19 protein-coding genes are annotated in these 14,601 nt (G+C 33.2%); 14 read left to right on the top strand and 5 right to left on the bottom strand.

What is annotated here, in order from left to right:
* The first annotated feature begins 103 nt into the window (after positions 1-103).
* The 3 genes from HMPREF2780_RS00180 to msr(D) all read left to right on the top strand — a co-directional run bounded on the left by HMPREF2780_RS00180 (position 104) and on the right by msr(D) (position 3,460).
* Positions 104-274, top strand: a complete 171-nt coding sequence (locus tag HMPREF2780_RS00180; RefSeq protein WP_000873143.1) for a hypothetical protein — start codon at positions 104-106, stop codon at positions 272-274.
* Positions 275-659: 385 nt separating this feature from the next.
* A complete protein-coding gene (mef(A), locus tag HMPREF2780_RS00175) occupies positions 660-1,877 on the top strand; it encodes a macrolide efflux MFS transporter Mef(A) (protein WP_000417519.1) in 1,218 nt (405 codons plus the stop codon).
* Positions 1,878-1,996: 119 nt separating this feature from the next.
* Complete coding sequence (msr(D), locus tag HMPREF2780_RS00170; protein WP_000420313.1) at positions 1,997-3,460, top strand: ABC-F type ribosomal protection protein Msr(D); 1,464 nt, start codon at positions 1,997-1,999, stop codon at positions 3,458-3,460.
* A gap of 117 nt (positions 3,461-3,577) precedes the next feature.
* Here the strand turns inward: msr(D) and HMPREF2780_RS00165 are convergent, their stop codons facing one another.
* The 4 genes from HMPREF2780_RS00165 to HMPREF2780_RS00150 are packed head-to-tail and all read right to left on the bottom strand — an operon-like array spanning position 3,578 to position 4,822.
* Positions 3,578-3,877 carry a DUF5960 family protein gene (locus HMPREF2780_RS00165; protein ID WP_001072467.1) on the bottom strand — a complete coding sequence of 100 codons (300 nt, stop codon included), beginning with the start codon at positions 3,875-3,877 and terminating at the stop codon, positions 3,578-3,580.
* Positions 3,864-4,232, bottom strand: coding sequence for a hypothetical protein (locus tag HMPREF2780_RS00160; protein ID WP_000567222.1), 369 nt, complete (start codon positions 4,230-4,232; stop codon positions 3,864-3,866). The genes HMPREF2780_RS00165 and HMPREF2780_RS00160 overlap by 14 nt, the downstream gene beginning before the upstream one ends.
* 12 nt (positions 4,233-4,244) lie before the next feature.
* On the bottom strand, positions 4,245-4,580 hold the full coding sequence (locus HMPREF2780_RS00155) for a DinB/UmuC family translesion DNA polymerase (RefSeq protein WP_000806926.1): 336 nt from the start codon (positions 4,578-4,580) through the stop codon (positions 4,245-4,247).
* Complete coding sequence (locus tag HMPREF2780_RS00150; RefSeq protein WP_001813542.1) at positions 4,577-4,822, bottom strand: hypothetical protein; 246 nt, start codon at positions 4,820-4,822, stop codon at positions 4,577-4,579. Before HMPREF2780_RS00150 ends, HMPREF2780_RS00155 begins: the two co-directional genes overlap by 4 nt.
* Before the next feature lie 559 nt (positions 4,823-5,381).
* Between HMPREF2780_RS00150 and HMPREF2780_RS00130 the strand changes: the two genes are divergently transcribed.
* The 6 genes from HMPREF2780_RS00130 to HMPREF2780_RS00105 all read left to right on the top strand — a co-directional run bounded on the left by HMPREF2780_RS00130 (position 5,382) and on the right by HMPREF2780_RS00105 (position 10,544).
* Complete coding sequence (locus tag HMPREF2780_RS00130; RefSeq protein ID WP_105025946.1) at positions 5,382-5,981, top strand: hypothetical protein; 600 nt, start codon at positions 5,382-5,384, stop codon at positions 5,979-5,981.
* A 286-nt stretch (positions 5,982-6,267) separates the two neighbouring features.
* Positions 6,268-6,969 carry a lantibiotic protection ABC transporter ATP-binding protein PcfF gene (gene pcfF, locus HMPREF2780_RS00125; RefSeq protein ID WP_023918138.1) on the top strand — a complete coding sequence of 234 codons (702 nt, stop codon included), beginning with the start codon at positions 6,268-6,270 and terminating at the stop codon, positions 6,967-6,969.
* A gap of 4 nt (positions 6,970-6,973) precedes the next feature.
* Positions 6,974-7,714: a lantibiotic immunity ABC transporter MutE/EpiE family permease subunit gene (locus tag HMPREF2780_RS00120; protein ID WP_023918139.1), complete on the top strand. Its 741-nt coding sequence runs from the start codon at positions 6,974-6,976 to the stop codon at positions 7,712-7,714.
* A complete protein-coding gene (pcfG, locus tag HMPREF2780_RS00115) occupies positions 7,714-8,454 on the top strand; it encodes a lantibiotic protection ABC transporter permease PcfG (protein WP_105025945.1) in 741 nt (246 codons plus the stop codon). The genes HMPREF2780_RS00120 and pcfG overlap by 1 nt, the downstream gene beginning before the upstream one ends.
* A gap of 72 nt (positions 8,455-8,526) precedes the next feature.
* Positions 8,527-9,186 (top strand): response regulator transcription factor, encoded by a 660-nt coding sequence (locus HMPREF2780_RS00110; protein ID WP_004252839.1) that lies wholly within the window; start codon positions 8,527-8,529, stop codon positions 9,184-9,186.
* Entirely contained in the window at positions 9,177-10,544 is a 1,368-nt protein-coding gene (locus HMPREF2780_RS00105) for a sensor histidine kinase (protein ID WP_105025944.1), read from the top strand. The genes HMPREF2780_RS00110 and HMPREF2780_RS00105 overlap by 10 nt, the downstream gene beginning before the upstream one ends.
* A 967-nt stretch (positions 10,545-11,511) precedes the next feature.
* On the opposite strand, the gene HMPREF2780_RS00095 is transcribed toward HMPREF2780_RS00105, so the two are convergent.
* Positions 11,512-11,709 carry a hypothetical protein gene (locus HMPREF2780_RS00095; RefSeq protein WP_049512659.1) on the bottom strand — a complete coding sequence of 66 codons (198 nt, stop codon included), beginning with the start codon at positions 11,707-11,709 and terminating at the stop codon, positions 11,512-11,514.
* Between the two features lie 159 nt (positions 11,710-11,868).
* On the opposite strand from HMPREF2780_RS00095, the gene HMPREF2780_RS00090 reads away from it, so the two are divergent.
* Genes HMPREF2780_RS00090 through HMPREF2780_RS00070 form a run of 5 tightly spaced genes read left to right on the top strand, consistent with a single transcriptional unit; the run spans position 11,869 to position 14,579 of the window.
* A complete protein-coding gene (locus HMPREF2780_RS00090; RefSeq protein WP_000933083.1) occupies positions 11,869-12,510 on the top strand; it encodes a hypothetical protein in 642 nt (213 codons plus the stop codon).
* Between the two features lie 9 nt (positions 12,511-12,519).
* Complete coding sequence (locus HMPREF2780_RS00085; RefSeq protein ID WP_074324737.1) at positions 12,520-13,605, top strand: toprim domain-containing protein; 1,086 nt, start codon at positions 12,520-12,522, stop codon at positions 13,603-13,605.
* A 50-nt stretch (positions 13,606-13,655) separates the two neighbouring features.
* A complete protein-coding gene (locus HMPREF2780_RS00080) occupies positions 13,656-13,889 on the top strand; it encodes a DUF5965 family protein (protein ID WP_000152419.1) in 234 nt (77 codons plus the stop codon).
* Positions 13,886-14,269 (top strand): DUF5945 family protein, encoded by a 384-nt coding sequence (locus tag HMPREF2780_RS00075; protein WP_049512663.1) that lies wholly within the window; start codon positions 13,886-13,888, stop codon positions 14,267-14,269. The genes HMPREF2780_RS00080 and HMPREF2780_RS00075 overlap by 4 nt, the downstream gene beginning before the upstream one ends.
* A 37-nt stretch (positions 14,270-14,306) precedes the next feature.
* Positions 14,307-14,579, top strand: coding sequence for a hypothetical protein (locus HMPREF2780_RS00070; RefSeq protein ID WP_049512666.1), 273 nt, complete (start codon positions 14,307-14,309; stop codon positions 14,577-14,579).
* The last annotated feature ends 22 nt before the right edge of the window (positions 14,580-14,601 follow it).

Raw genomic sequence — 14,601 nt, 5'->3', positions numbered from 1 at the left:
TAAATTAATTGTCTAACTTTTTGGGGTCAGTACAAGTAGACAAAAATTGTCCACTCTTTTTTGCAAACTCAATTTATCAATAAATGAAATGAGGGAATGTAAAATGAAATATTTTGAGGTTGAGTTAGAAAATCCTGATGAATTTTTAAAACTACAAACAGAAGATTTTGTGAAAGCTAATCGCTTGCTACTAAGGAAGATAATCCAGAGCGTTACAGTCTATGAAGAAAACTTCGTCATATCCTTTAAATCTGGCATCGAATTGGAAGTATGAGTCTCATTCCATAACTTTTATATTGAACATATCATCTTGTTGTGTTATACTATAAATTGATATAAACAAAGATGTAGGAGGAACCGAAACTATGACAGCCTCAATGCGTTTAAGATAAGCTGGCAATAAAAAAAGCAGAATCTATACCCGATGATAGGCTTTTTTGTTGTGCTTATTTATACGATATTGAGCATTCATTAGTTACGGTGAGGATATTGGTTATTTAACTATACCTTTATTTAACTATGTCTTTAATATGAATGTTTCCAAATTGTATGTATGCAGACCAAAAGCCACATTGTGGGGTTTGGCCTGCATTTTTTATTGCCTAGAATGCTATTCAAAATAGAAATTCAAGCAAAATAATATGCAGGAGATAATATAAATGGAAAAATACAACAATTGGAAACGAAAATTTTATGCAATATGGGCAGGGCAAGCAGTATCATTAATCACTAGTGCCATCCTGCAAATGGCGATTATTTTTTACCTTACAGAAAAAACAGGATCTGCGATGGTCTTGTCTATGGCTTCATTAGTAGGTTTTTTACCCTATGCGATTTTGGGACCTGCCATTGGTGTGCTAGTGGATCGTCATGATAGGAAGAAGATAATGATTGGTGCCGATTTAATTATCGCAGCAGCTGGTGCAGTGCTTGCTATTGTTGCATTCTGTATGGAGCTACCTGTCTGGATGATTATGATAGTATTGTTTATCCGTAGCATTGGAACAGCTTTTCATACCCCAGCACTCAATGCGGTTACACCACTTTTAGTACCAGAAGAACAGCTAACGAAATGCGCAGGCTATAGTCAGTCTTTGCAGTCTATAAGCTATATTGTTAGTCCGGCAGTTGCAGCACTCTTATACTCCGTTTGGGATTTAAATGCTATTATTGCCATCGACGTATTGGGTGCTGTGATTGCATCTATTACGGTAGCAATTGTACGTATACCTAAGCTGGGTAATCAAGTGCAAAGTTTAGAACCAAATTTCATAAGGGAGATGAAAGAAGGAGTTGTGGTTCTGAGACAAAACAAAGGATTGTTTGCCTTATTACTCTTAGGAACACTATATACTTTTGTTTATATGCCAATCAATGCACTATTTCCTTTAATAAGCATGGAACACTTTAATGGAACGCCTGTGCATATTTCTATTACGGAAATTTCCTTTGCATTTGGGATGCTAGCAGGAGGCTTATTATTAGGAAGATTAGGGGGCTTCGAAAAGCATGTATTACTAATAACAAGTTCATTTTTTATAATGGGGACCAGTTTAGCCGTTTCGGGAATACTTCCTCCAAATGGATTTGTAATATTCGTAGTTTGCTGTGCAATAATGGGGCTTTCGGTGCCATTTTATAGCGGTGTGCAAACAGCTCTTTTTCAGGAGAAAATTAAGCCTGAATATTTAGGACGTGTATTTTCTTTGATCGGAAGTATCATGTCACTTGCTATGCCAATTGGGTTAATTCTTTCTGGATTCTTTGCTGATAAAATCGGTGTAAATCATTGGTTTTTACTATCAGGTATTTTAATTATTGGCATTGCTATAGTTTGCCAAATGATAACTGAGGTTAGAAAATTAGATTTAAAATAAACAATATTGGAGGAATATTTATGTATCTTATTTTCATGTAACTCTTCCTGCTAAAATCGCAGGGTTTTCCCTGCATACAAGCAAATGAAAGCATGCGATTATAGACAGGAGGAAATGTTATGGAATTAATATTAAAAGCAAAAGACATTCGTGTGGAATTCAAAGGACGCGATGTTTTAGATATAAATGAATTAGAAGTATATGATTATGACCGTATTGGTTTAGTAGGAGCAAATGGTGCTGGAAAAAGCACTTTACTCAGGGTACTTTTAGGAGAATTAACTCCCCCAGGATGTAAAATGAATCGTCTGGGTGAACTTGCCTATATTCCCCAGTTGGACGAAGTAACTCTGCAGGAGGAAAAAGATTTTGCACTTGTAGGCAAGCTAGGTGTTGAGCAATTAAATATACAGACTATGAGCGGTGGTGAAGAAACAAGGCTTAAAATAGCACAGGCCTTATCGGCACAGGTTCATGGTATTTTAGCGGATGAACCTACGAGCCATTTAGACCGTGAAGGAATTGATTTTCTAATAGGACAGCTAAAATATTTTACAGGTGCACTGTTAGTTATTAGCCATGACCGCTATTTTCTTGATGAAATAGTAGATAAAATATGGGAACTGAAAGATGGCAAAATCACTGAGTATTGGGGAAACTATTCTGATTATCTTCGTCAGAAAGAGGAAGAACGTAAGAGCCAAGCTGCAGAATACGAACAATTTATTGCGGAACGTGCCCGATTGGAAAGGGCTGCGGAGGAAAAGCGAAAACAGGCTCGTAAAATAGAACAGAAGGCAAAAGGTTCTTCAAAGAAAAAAAGTACTGAAGACGGAGGGCGTTTAGCTCATCAAAAATCAATAGGAAGTAAGGAAAAAAAGATGTATAATGCTGCTAAAACCCTAGAGCACAGGATTGCGGCCTTAGGAAAAGTAGAAGCTCCGGAAGGCATTCGCAGAATTCGTTTCAGGCAAAGTAAAGCATTGGAGCTCCATAATCCATACCCTATAGTCGGTGCAGAAATTAATAAAGTATTTGGGGATAAGGCTCTGTTTGAAAATGCATCTTTTCAAATTCCGTTAGGAGCAAAAGTGGCGTTAACTGGTGGTAATGGAATCGGAAAAACAACTTTAATCCAAATGATCTTAAACCATGAAGAAGGAATTTCTATTTCGCCTAAGGCAAAAATAGGTTACTTTGCACAGAATGGTTACAAGTACAACAGTAATCAGAATGTTATGGAGTTTATGCAGAAGGATTGTGACTACAATATATCAGAAATTCGTTCAGTGCTAGCATCTATGGGGTTCAAACAGAACGATATTGGAAAAAGTTTATCTGTTTTAAGCGGTGGAGAAATTATAAAATTGTTGCTTGCTAAAATGCTCATGGGTAGATATAACATCCTAATAATGGATGAACCCAGTAACTTCCTTGACATACCAAGTTTAGAGGCTTTGGAAATACTAATGAAGGAGTACACCGGAACTATCGTGTTTATCACCCACGATAAACGATTACTCGAAAATGTAGCAGATGTAGTTTATGAAATTAGAGATAAGAAAATAAATCTGAAACATTAAATTTAAGGTAGTCGCTGGTCAGTATAGTCTGTTCTGGTTGGCGACTCCATTGTTAAAGAGTATAAAGACTTTAGATTTTATGAATATTAAAAATAGGAACAGTCAATTGAACTGCTCCTATTTTTCTGCTAAATATATTGTAGTTTTCTTATATGTATAATGATAGATTAGCGGATTCTCATCTACGGTACTTACTTCAAATATGAAGAAGTGATCGCGGTTATCTCTGGACTTTTCCTTATTGAGGACAAAGTAATTCTTACGTGAAGTCGCCATTGTTTTTAGGATATCATCAGTTAGGAAGGTCAATGGAATATTCATGTTAGAGTAGCGGTAGAAGTCACGTTCAAAATCTTGGTAGCTCTCGCTATAATAGTCCATTTGTAGGTGATTACGCTGAAACTCAAGCTGATTCATAGAGCACCTCCTCGACAAGTTCAATACTAATAATGTCTTTTAATTTCAAATTGATGTGACCTGTTGTAGTTTTTATCAAAATGAAATCTTTGGTCAGACTTGGTATTGTTCCAGTGTAGGAAACACGCTTGTTTTTTTCAATCACTTGAATGCGTGTGCGTAGCTGCCCGGCGTATACTTGACTGAGGAGTAATAATTTCTTCTCTAGTGATAAGTCAGACATGTACGTTACTTTGTTTGTATCATCAGAGAGTGCTGATGCATGTTCAGATAGGAAAAAGCCCATCCATTTTTGCATCTTTGTATCCTGGTACTCTCTTGCTGATTGAAATGGTAAATATGAACGGTCAATCATATCAAATCCTTTCTATGCAGAGGCAAGGGTATTTTTATCAAATTGAATCGTAAAACCTTGAATTCCCCCACCTGTGTAACATTCTTTAAAGCGATTGATTACCTCAGTATAGATTATCACAGATGAGCTTGTTGGCTTAATGCTAAATGTAAATTCCAATGGTAATCGGTTTTCAGATTTAGCATGTACTAGTCGTATCGATATTTCAGTTGTTTTGAGTTTTCTCTGACGAAGTTTTGAAGTTGCTGTTTCAACGATTCCATGTAAAAATCTTTCAAGCATTTCAATATCATTACATCCTTTGCTACGGATTTCTGAAAATTGTACTGTATTTTTTTCTTGTTTCATTTTAATCCCTCCAATCCACCCGCGGAATGACCACCGATAAGTTTACTGCGTTCAATATTTCTGGAACCTTCAGTTAGGACGGTTCCTTTTTGTATGGCTAAAAAACCAAACTGTTCTCTGACAACATCAATAGCTGTCTGAAGTCTATTATCTTTTTCAATTTGTTCTACATCATCAAAGAGTGATAGTAGAGTATAGCTTTCATCTACGAAGCCACTATAAGATACACCAATTTGTCTCACTGCACCAGAGGTGTATTTTTTCGGAATAATACAAGTACATGACTCACCATTGTTTTGGGGAGATTTGCGGGTTCAATTTTATTCTGAGCATTTATAGATTTTTTCATCTCAGTCCTAGAATAGCCAATATGAATAGAAACGACAGTAGTCAATACTAGGGCTACTGTTCCGTTCCACAGTATCATTTAAAAATCATTTTCACACCCTTTCGTCTATTAGTATAGAAGAAAGCTCTCAGCACACGTTGAGGCGGTATCACTGCTTGTAAAAGATTAGAAACCTTTGAACGAAAGGGAGAATGAAAAGCGTGAAGGTAGCTTCTCTAATCGAATAGAGGGTAAGAATCAGAGTAATAGTTCAAGTATGGCTTCTGGATACTATAGTCTGACATGCTATCAATCTATTTCAGAAACTGGACAAATTGTAGTAACTTTCCTTGAAGGAACTGAAGTGGATTTATAAGAGAGTGTGACCGGGAAGTTGCAGTCTTTTTTTGGGTTTTAATGATATAATGAGATTATAAACGTCGATATTGTTTTAATTTTCTGGAGGATGTGTAATGTTGAATTTAGTAAAAGGTCACCAAGTTAGCTTGGTAGAAAACCTGTTTGAATCATTTACAAAGTTAACTGAACATCATTTGATGGCGAATGTACACGCAGAAAAAATATTAGAGGTTTTTCAACACTTTATTGCGATTCATGACGAGCCCTTGTTTTTTATTTTGGAATTGCCTGTCAGTATTGATAGAGAAAAAGTGATAGCAAAGAATATTATCAAGGAATCCCATAAGGATGTTTATTATATTGATGGTTGTTCAAGAGAGGAATGCCTAGCACTGTTGATTAGATACGGTGATTTGCATATTAATGATGGACTTAGTCAGTTTGGATTTGGTGGTCATAAAAGTCATGATGAGATCATGCTTGATAGCTATAATATTGTGACAATTTATAGTAAAGAACTATCGAAATTTAATGACTTTTTTGAGCCTCATAATATTCAATTTGTTGAAGAACTAGTGACAGCTTGGAAAACTTTTTCTAAGACCTCCCCAGGAATCTCTGAAATCTATGAAAGTAATGGAAAAACTGTTTATGATTTGCCTGAAGAATTAGCTGAATGGGGAATATATTTAGCTGAAACTCGAACAGAATAGGTATAACTATAGATTAGAAAGAGAATATTTCAATTCCTTAAAATTTTATTTAGAGCAAAGGTGGATATTGAAGTTGTAAGATAAATAATGATTATTTATGGCAGAACTCTGGTTCTGCCTTTTTTATTTATGAAGTATATGAAATATGGCATAAAAGACTAAAGAAAAAATGCAAAACGTTTAATAAATTAGAATTTTCTTGCTACTTTTTGAAAAATATTTTTTCCTTACAGAATCCTTAAAAATATTTTTTATACTATTTACAAGATTAAAGGAGGAACAAAATATGAGCAAATATATTTTGGAAACAAATGAGCTAACAAAAGTTTTTGGAAAACAAAAAGCTGTAAATAATGTGTCATTAAAAATTGAGGAAAATTCAGTATATGGATTACTAGGACCTAATGGTGCAGGTAAATCTACGACATTAAAGATGATTACAGGTATGTTACACAAGACGTCAGGTGAAATTATGTTTGAAGGACATGAATGGAGTAGAAATGATTTATCAGATATTGGTGCTTTAATCGAGATGCCACCCTTATACGAAAATTTAAGTGCAAGAGAAAATCTAAAAGTTAGAACATTATTACTTGGATTACCTGATGCAAGAATTGATGAAGTTTTAGAAATTGTAGATTTAAAAAATACCGGAAAAAAGAAAAGCGGTCAATTTTCTTTGGGGATGAAACAAAGATTAGGTATTGCAATTGCTTTATTAAATAATCCTAAACTATTGATACTAGATGAACCGACAAACGGATTAGATCCATTAGGAATTCAAGAGTTACGAGATTTAATACGAAGCTTTCCAAAAAAAGGAATAACAGTAATTCTGTCTAGTCATATTTTAGCAGAAGTGGAACAAACTGCTGATCATATAGGAATTATACATGATGGAGAATTAAAATATCAAAACACAATTAATCATAATGAAAATTTAGAAGAACTTTTTATGGATGTTGTAAAGAATGGAAAGAGGGTGTAGCTTAATGAAAAATTATATTTTTGCAGAAAATTTGAAACACAAACACAGTTTTTTGTTGAAGATATTATTTATTGCACCAATTATATCTTTACTTGTTGCGTTTGTATTAATGCCATTATATTTTAGTGTAAATGCATATAATTGGTGGTATGTGATGATTATGCCAGCAACTTTCGCTTTAATACCAGCAATGATGCATAGAAAAGAGGAAAGAAAATTAAACTACCGAGCAGTTTTTTCACTTAATGTTGATTTAAAAAAAATATGGATATCAAAAATACTAACAGCTTCAATTTATCTAAGTATAACTGCTATTTTGCATATGCTAGGAGTATTTGTTTTTCAATTTTTCATTGGAGAACAATTAACAGGAAACTATGCATTCACGACATTATTATTCGCAAGTGTATTATTGGTTATAACTAACATATGGCAAGTTCCGTTTTGTTTTTTCCTAGCTAAAAAGTTTGGGTTTATAGCAAGCATTGTAGTAAATGCTGTATTAGGTCTTGTGGTAGGAATTTTGTTAGCTGACGGTTCTATGTGGATTTATTGCCCTTATTCTTGGGGGATTAGATTGATGGTACCCGTTATGCGTATTTTACCGAACGGTGTGCCAACAGAAGTATCAAATCCAATGATTTTAAACACATCCTTACTTGTTCCTTGTATTTTATCAATATGTTTGTTTACATTATTGACTTTCATTACTGCAAAATGGTTTTCTAAGCAAGAGGTGAAGTAATGATGAATATATTAAAATCAGAGTTTTATAAATTGAAGCATACATGGATTCCCTGGGCTCACTTTATCTTACCTGTTTTATATGCACTAATATTTTATGGGGCAGCAACATTTACAAGTCTAAAAAATTTTTCTTATATGGATATCATACTGAATTATTTTGTGCTTTTAGGTGCTATCTTACCAATAATATTTGGTGCTATCACATCTAAGGTTGTTGACATGGAAGCAAGTGCTGGACGATTTCAAGTGATTCTATCAACTACAAAATCCAGAAGCAAGGCTTATGGCGGAAAACTTATAATGCTCTTATTGAGTTTTCTATTTTCTATAAGTTTAGCAGTTTTTATATTTGCAATGCTATTTGGTAATCAAGCGACTATGGCTTGGTTAATTGAATTATTATTAGTTTTTATAGGATGTTTATCTACATATATGATTCATTTATGGGTATCACTTATGTTAGGTGGTGGTGCATCTATTGGATTGGGATTTGTGGAAACGTTGATTGCTTTACTTTCAATAACCAATTTAGGTGAAAATATCTGGTATTTTTTACCTTGTACTTGGGCATCGAGATTATCTGCAACATATATTGTTGGAAGTGAATTGGCTGATAGCTCATATTTAATTAAAGAGTTTACCATGTGGGGCTATGTAGCAATACCTATTACAGTAGTCATTTTTACTGGCTCTTTATTATGGTTCAATAGGTGGGGTGGAAAGTCAATCAGTGAATAATAGCTCTAAATGTATTTGTAAATGGAATATGGTATAATAATAAAATATTTATAAATATGGAGGTGGTTTGGTATGGCAAGAATTCTTGCTATAGATGATGAATTAGATATGCTGACTCTAATCAAGAATATTTTAATAAAAGGAGATCATATTGTTGATATTTACCAAACCACGGTAGATATTGATGAAAATAGTTTGGGGAAATATGACTTAATATTACTTGATGTAATGATGCCAGAGGTTGATGGAATCAGCTATTGTAAAAATATACGTAGCAAAGTGGATTGTCCGATTATCTTTTTAACTGCAAAAGCAATGGAAACGGATATAGTAGATGGCTTATTAAGTGGAGGAGATGACTATATTACCAAACCATTTGGTGTTGGTGAATTGTTAGCAAGGGTAGAAGCTCATCTGAGAAGAGAACAAAGAGAAAAACATTCGAGTTTAAACTTAGGGAATATAAGATTTGATTTATCCTCCAATCAAGTATTTGTGAAGGAGGAAGAAATTCATCTGACAAAGTCTGAATATCAAATTTCGAAGCTTTTAGCAAAGAGAAAGGGACAAGTTTTTTCAAGAGAACAAATATATGAAATGATTTTTGGATTTGATGGGATTGGTGATTCTTCTGCCATATCAGAACATGTAAAAAATATTAGAGCAAAGTTCTTAAAATTTGGTGAAAATCCAATTTCTACAGTTTGGGGGATTGGTTATAAATGGAATTAATTAGAAAAGGACAGTCGCTCAAAATAGTATTTCTTAAATACTTAATGACTGTTGGAGTTGGTTTAGGATGTGCCATCGTACTAGCTTTATTAACTTTTACAGCGTTTTATAGTGTTGGTTTGATTCTTCCGGCTAACCATACAGAAAATTTATTACAAGAAAATAAATATAAAATTTTAAATAAAATAGACTTTGATGAAGCATTGATACCTAAAGGAGCTAGCTATATGTTTTTATCGCCAGATGGTGAAGTGATAAAAACTAATATGGATGAAGCTATTCAACTGAAAGCTAAGAATTTTCACAATCATGAGGGATTTTCAACTCCATATTCTTCATTTATAGAATTTAAAAGGAATGATGGATATGTATTAATCCATTATTCACTGGAGCCACACTACAATAATGATTGGATGGAAAAATATTTCCCTAGTGTAGATTTACTATTAATATTTTTATTAATCATTTTCTTTTTAATGAGTGCATTTGTGGCTACTCTAATCTGGGCAAAACGAATAACAAGGCAATTATCGCCAATGCTAGAGGCATCAGATAAAATCGCCAACCAAGAATTAGACTTTGAAATAGGAAGTTCAAATATCAAAGAATTTAATGATGTCTTAAATAGCCTTGATATAATGAAAAAAGCCTTAAGTGATTCATTAAGAGAAAATTGGATTAAAGAAGAGAATAAGAGAAGTCAGATATCGGCATTAATGCATGACTTAAAAACTCCGGTTTCTATTGTCCAAGGTAATGCTGAATTGTTAAAGGTAACTGATCTAACTGATGAACAAAAAGATTATGTAGAGTACATTATAAAAAATTCAACACGTATATCAGATTATACAAAAGCTCTGATGGAGATGAATCAGTCAATTAAATTAAACTCGTTGAATTTAAAAAAAGTAAAGGTGTCAGAAATAATCGAAAGAGTTAGTGAAATAGCGAGAGAGATTACACTAGTACATGACCGTACTATATCTAAATCTATTAATTGTGAAGATTCAGATGTAATGATAGATATACAATTATTTGAAAGAGTCATTCAAAATATATTTAGCAATGCTATTCAATATTCACCAGACAAATCCAACATTGAATTACTAATAATGACTACAGATAAGATACTTTCAATATCTGTGATAGACGAAGGCCCAGGATTTTCTAATGAGGATTTAAAACGAGGAACGGAACAATTTTACCGTGGAGATAAGAGTAGACATTCAGCTACAAACTATGGTTTAGGTTTATATAATTCTTGGAAAATAATGTTATTACATAATGGACGCATCATATTAGAAAACAACTCGGATAAACATGGTGCAAGTGTAAAGTTAGAATTACCATTACTATAATAGAACAGGAATTGTTTTCAAATGGAATTTATTAAAAATATATCCTTTTTGCTTTTGGTGTAGAATAGAAAATTTACTCCGCTATCAAGCAAGAATCTTACATAGTAGAAAGCTAAATTCAACAAACAAGCTTCAGTTTGTTGAATTTAGCAAGGTACAAGTTTTTATGAGATGAAACCTATAAAATTTGTACGGATACTGTAGGGTAAGAAAAAATATTTTCATTCTAAAGTTTAAGTTTAAACATTAACTCTATCCCTTTCGTTCTATAATATAGAAGTTTACTAGCACCACATGAGGAGAAATCATGAGGGATATTCTCAGTTGAATAAGTAAGAGTATAATCTACATCTCCAAAGTAGGAGTGGCTAGTTCCAGCAGAAAGACCTTCATAGGTTTTATAACTGAATAGATCGACTTACTTTGTTGTCGAATTTTTCCTGTTCTTCAAGTAATTCTAAGGAATAGACGACAACTTTAAAATCAAATAAGCTAAAAATGCTCTAAAATCATTAAATTGACATAAAAGTGTTTTTTATTGTCAAAATATACAATTGAAAAAATTTCCAGTTTTTTTAAAATCACTTTCTTAGATGACAATTTAATCAAAATATGATATAATACAGAAAAAGTAAAAATAACAAAAGTAACTTACAGAAGTAAAAGAAAAAAAGTAAATAGATAGCCACGGCGGATATTCCTTTCATCGTTTAGAAGGAGTTGCTGTGGTTATCGTTGTCGCTGAGCTAATTAATTGCTCTTATTACTTAGATGAAGTTACTTTTATTATTGAATTAATTTGAATAATAATAATGATCAATGAAAGTACTCATCGATATTCCCTTTATGCAGTTTAGAGCACAAAGGAAAATAGTACTGATTTGATCGTTTTTTTCTGTATTGACATCATAAAACACAGTAAGAACCTTCAGTCATAATAAACAAGGAGGTAACATGAGATTTGTTGTCAAAAGACTTTATCTGAATTTAAATTCGGATAAGGTTTTTTATTAGCCTTGATTCTTTCATATACTTCATAACTAAATTGGAGTAATAATTTATGAAAATCGTTATCCTCACTATTATTACTTGTATTTATGGCTTGTTTATGTCGTTCAATATGAGAAAGAGCTCTTCTCAAATTTTCTCCTTTTAATTTGTTCATATTTATATTATAAACTGAAGACAGCTAATTTTGATATTTTTCTCTGAACTGTACGATTTTGCGCCTGAAATGTAGGAATTACCTTTCGTTGTGATGTGATAAAACTTACAAGTTCTTTTTGTTATTCTTGACCTAGTTTTTATAGAAAGAAGGTCTAAGATGTTAAATAAAGTCAAAACTAAAGCCTTAATTAGTGTTGGAGCAGTGGCTGCGACTAGCTTTATTCTCATGATGGGATATACTGCTGGTCAACATTCTACTGCTAAACAAAGTCGCAAAGAAATCGAATTGGCTGCAGCTAAACTTGTAGAGGACAAACAAGCAGAAGATAAAGCCAGCATTTTGTCATCAGATACTGTAAAAGAATTTTTGACACAGTACTATACGAAAGAAAAGCTCGGAGAAAATAATACACGTATTCAACCTTATATGACTGAATCAGCTTATTCTCAAGAATTGTCAAGTCAAAATGATGCCATGAACCAAGTTTATAAGGACTATATTTTGGATTATCATTTTGAAAAAGCAGATATCTTTGTCAATCAGACTACGAATCAAGCCATTGCCATGGTCTCTTATAATGTAACCTATGTATCTGATTTAAAGAATGCCAACCAATCAAAGACAAATCAAACAGAAACCAGAACTGTTAAATTGTCCTATTCTAAACTACCTGGTAAGTTATTGGTCAACCAAGTACAGGTTTGGAAATCTGGGTTAGATGATTTAGATAAGGCAACTCCCAAAACTTTAGAAGAATCCTCATCTGTTCCATCATTACCAAATACTACAACAAAATGATGATATTGCATGGAAATAGAAGAATGTAAGCAAATTTCAATTCTTGATGTAGCCAATCGTTTAGGTATCTCCTTTAAACAAGTTTCGAGCAGTGTCTATGAACATCCTGAACACGATTCATTTCGGATTTTTTCAACTACCAATACTTTTAAATGGTTTTCAAGAGATATTCAAGGTGATGTCATTGATTTTGTTCGACTTGTTCAGGGAATTTCCTTTAAAGAAGCTCTAGCCTTTCTTTCTGAAGAACCTTTTCAAAAAGAAGCTGTTCAAGAAAAAAGAGAGAGACCATTTTATTATCCTTTAAAGAGAATAGAAGATTCTAACTGTAGTCTGGCCAGATATTACTTAACAGAATGTAGAGGAATTTCAGAAGAAATCGTACAAAGGATGATTCAACAAGGTTTAATAGCACAAGCCAGCTGGAAAACAAATGAAACAGTTGAACCTGTTATTGTTTTTAAAATCTTTGATCATCGTCACAAGCTGCAGGCAGCAAGCTTACAGGGGATTTATAAGAATCACTCTCTTCCTAGAGAGAGGCTGAAAACGATTCTAAAAGGAAGCCATGGATATGTTGGAATATCCTTTGATATTGGTAAACCAAATAGACTGGTCTTTTGTGAATCGTTCGTCGATTTGATGAGCTATTACGAACTTCATCAACAAAATCTATCTGATGTTCGTTTGGTATCTATGGAGGGATTAAAAAGGTCTGTTGTCGCTTATCAAACTTTACGACTGATAGCTGAAGAAAATCAGAAATTGGAATTTTTAGATACAGTAATACCTTCAAAGTTATTGCCTTTAATCAATACAATTCGTGATACAACCAGCTATTTTGATAATCATCCTGATTTATTGACACTGGCAGTAGATTGTGATGATGCAGGTAAAGATTTTTCTGATAAGTTATCTCAAGCTGGATTGCCTGTTTTACTGGATTTACCTGATAATGAATCTGGGAAAGAAAAAGTAGACTGGAACGATATTCTTCGAGAAAAGAAATCAGATTTACAATTGATGATCGAGAATGCAAAAGAGACATTTGGAAATCCACCAGTAAGACAAACCTCTCAATGTTTAGAATTGTGATAACAAAATCAAGATGTTTTAGCTAATATTAGAATGAAGGAGGATCGTATATGACCATTATTGAACGCTTAGAAGAAAAGGTCACTAGGCAAGAAAGTAAGGTAGCAAGAGAGACAGAAAAACTAGCTGCTTACAAAGAGCAACTGGAGACAGCGATGTTTGCGACGTTCAAAAGGCGTCAAAGCATTAGTCACATGAGTTTTGAAGAAGCTCTTGACCATGCATTTGGCAAAGAAAGACAATTCGATGATTCTGAATTTAGAAAGGATGAAATGAGTGAATGACAAAAGATTGGAATTTTAATCAACCATTGGAAAGTAAATCAGAAAATCAAGAAGATCCAGATAAAATTGCGTCCTTATTTGGAAATCATCAAGGAGGTAATGATGTAAACTATGAAGCAGCTTTTCAAAAGCGCAAACAAGCACCTGTGACGGAATCAAATTCTAGTTCTAAACCCAAAGTTACAGAGGTTAGAACAGGAAAAGAGACAGATATCACTACAAGTTATCAGCAACATCTTAAAAGACTTATTGCAGATAACAATAGCGATATTCAAAGTAGTCAAAAGAAAATTGAAGAGCTACATACGCTGATTGACACAAAGAATAAAGACAATAAGAAATTGCAGTCAATTTATGATGCGATTTCCGAATTACACTAAGCAGTCCTGATAGGCTGCTTTTTTTGAGAGGTTATAGATGTTTACAAAACTTTTTAAGAAAAATCACGACAATAGTGATGTATTTAAAAAGCTGATTCATAGACTATCTGATATGTCTGTCCAAGATCTTGAAAAAATAGACCGACTGCTAGATATCATTTTCACTCCAGATCAAGGATCAGAACAACTAAAAACAGAAGCAACTTACAGAGAAGAAACTTTGGACGACACATTAAAAGAAGCTAAGAATCAACTTCATAAGGAACAATTGGAGAAGAATTTAGAGAGATTTAGGAAAAACAATCAATAACGCACCAACGATTCTTTTTTTA

The organism is Streptococcus sp. HMSC062B01 (genome assembly GCF_001811085.1).
GTDB classification, from domain to species: Bacteria; Bacillota; Bacilli; order Lactobacillales; family Streptococcaceae; genus Streptococcus; species Streptococcus gordonii.
The sequence above is the reverse complement of the archived record's forward strand: the minus strand, read 5'-3'. Positions and strand labels throughout refer to the sequence as shown.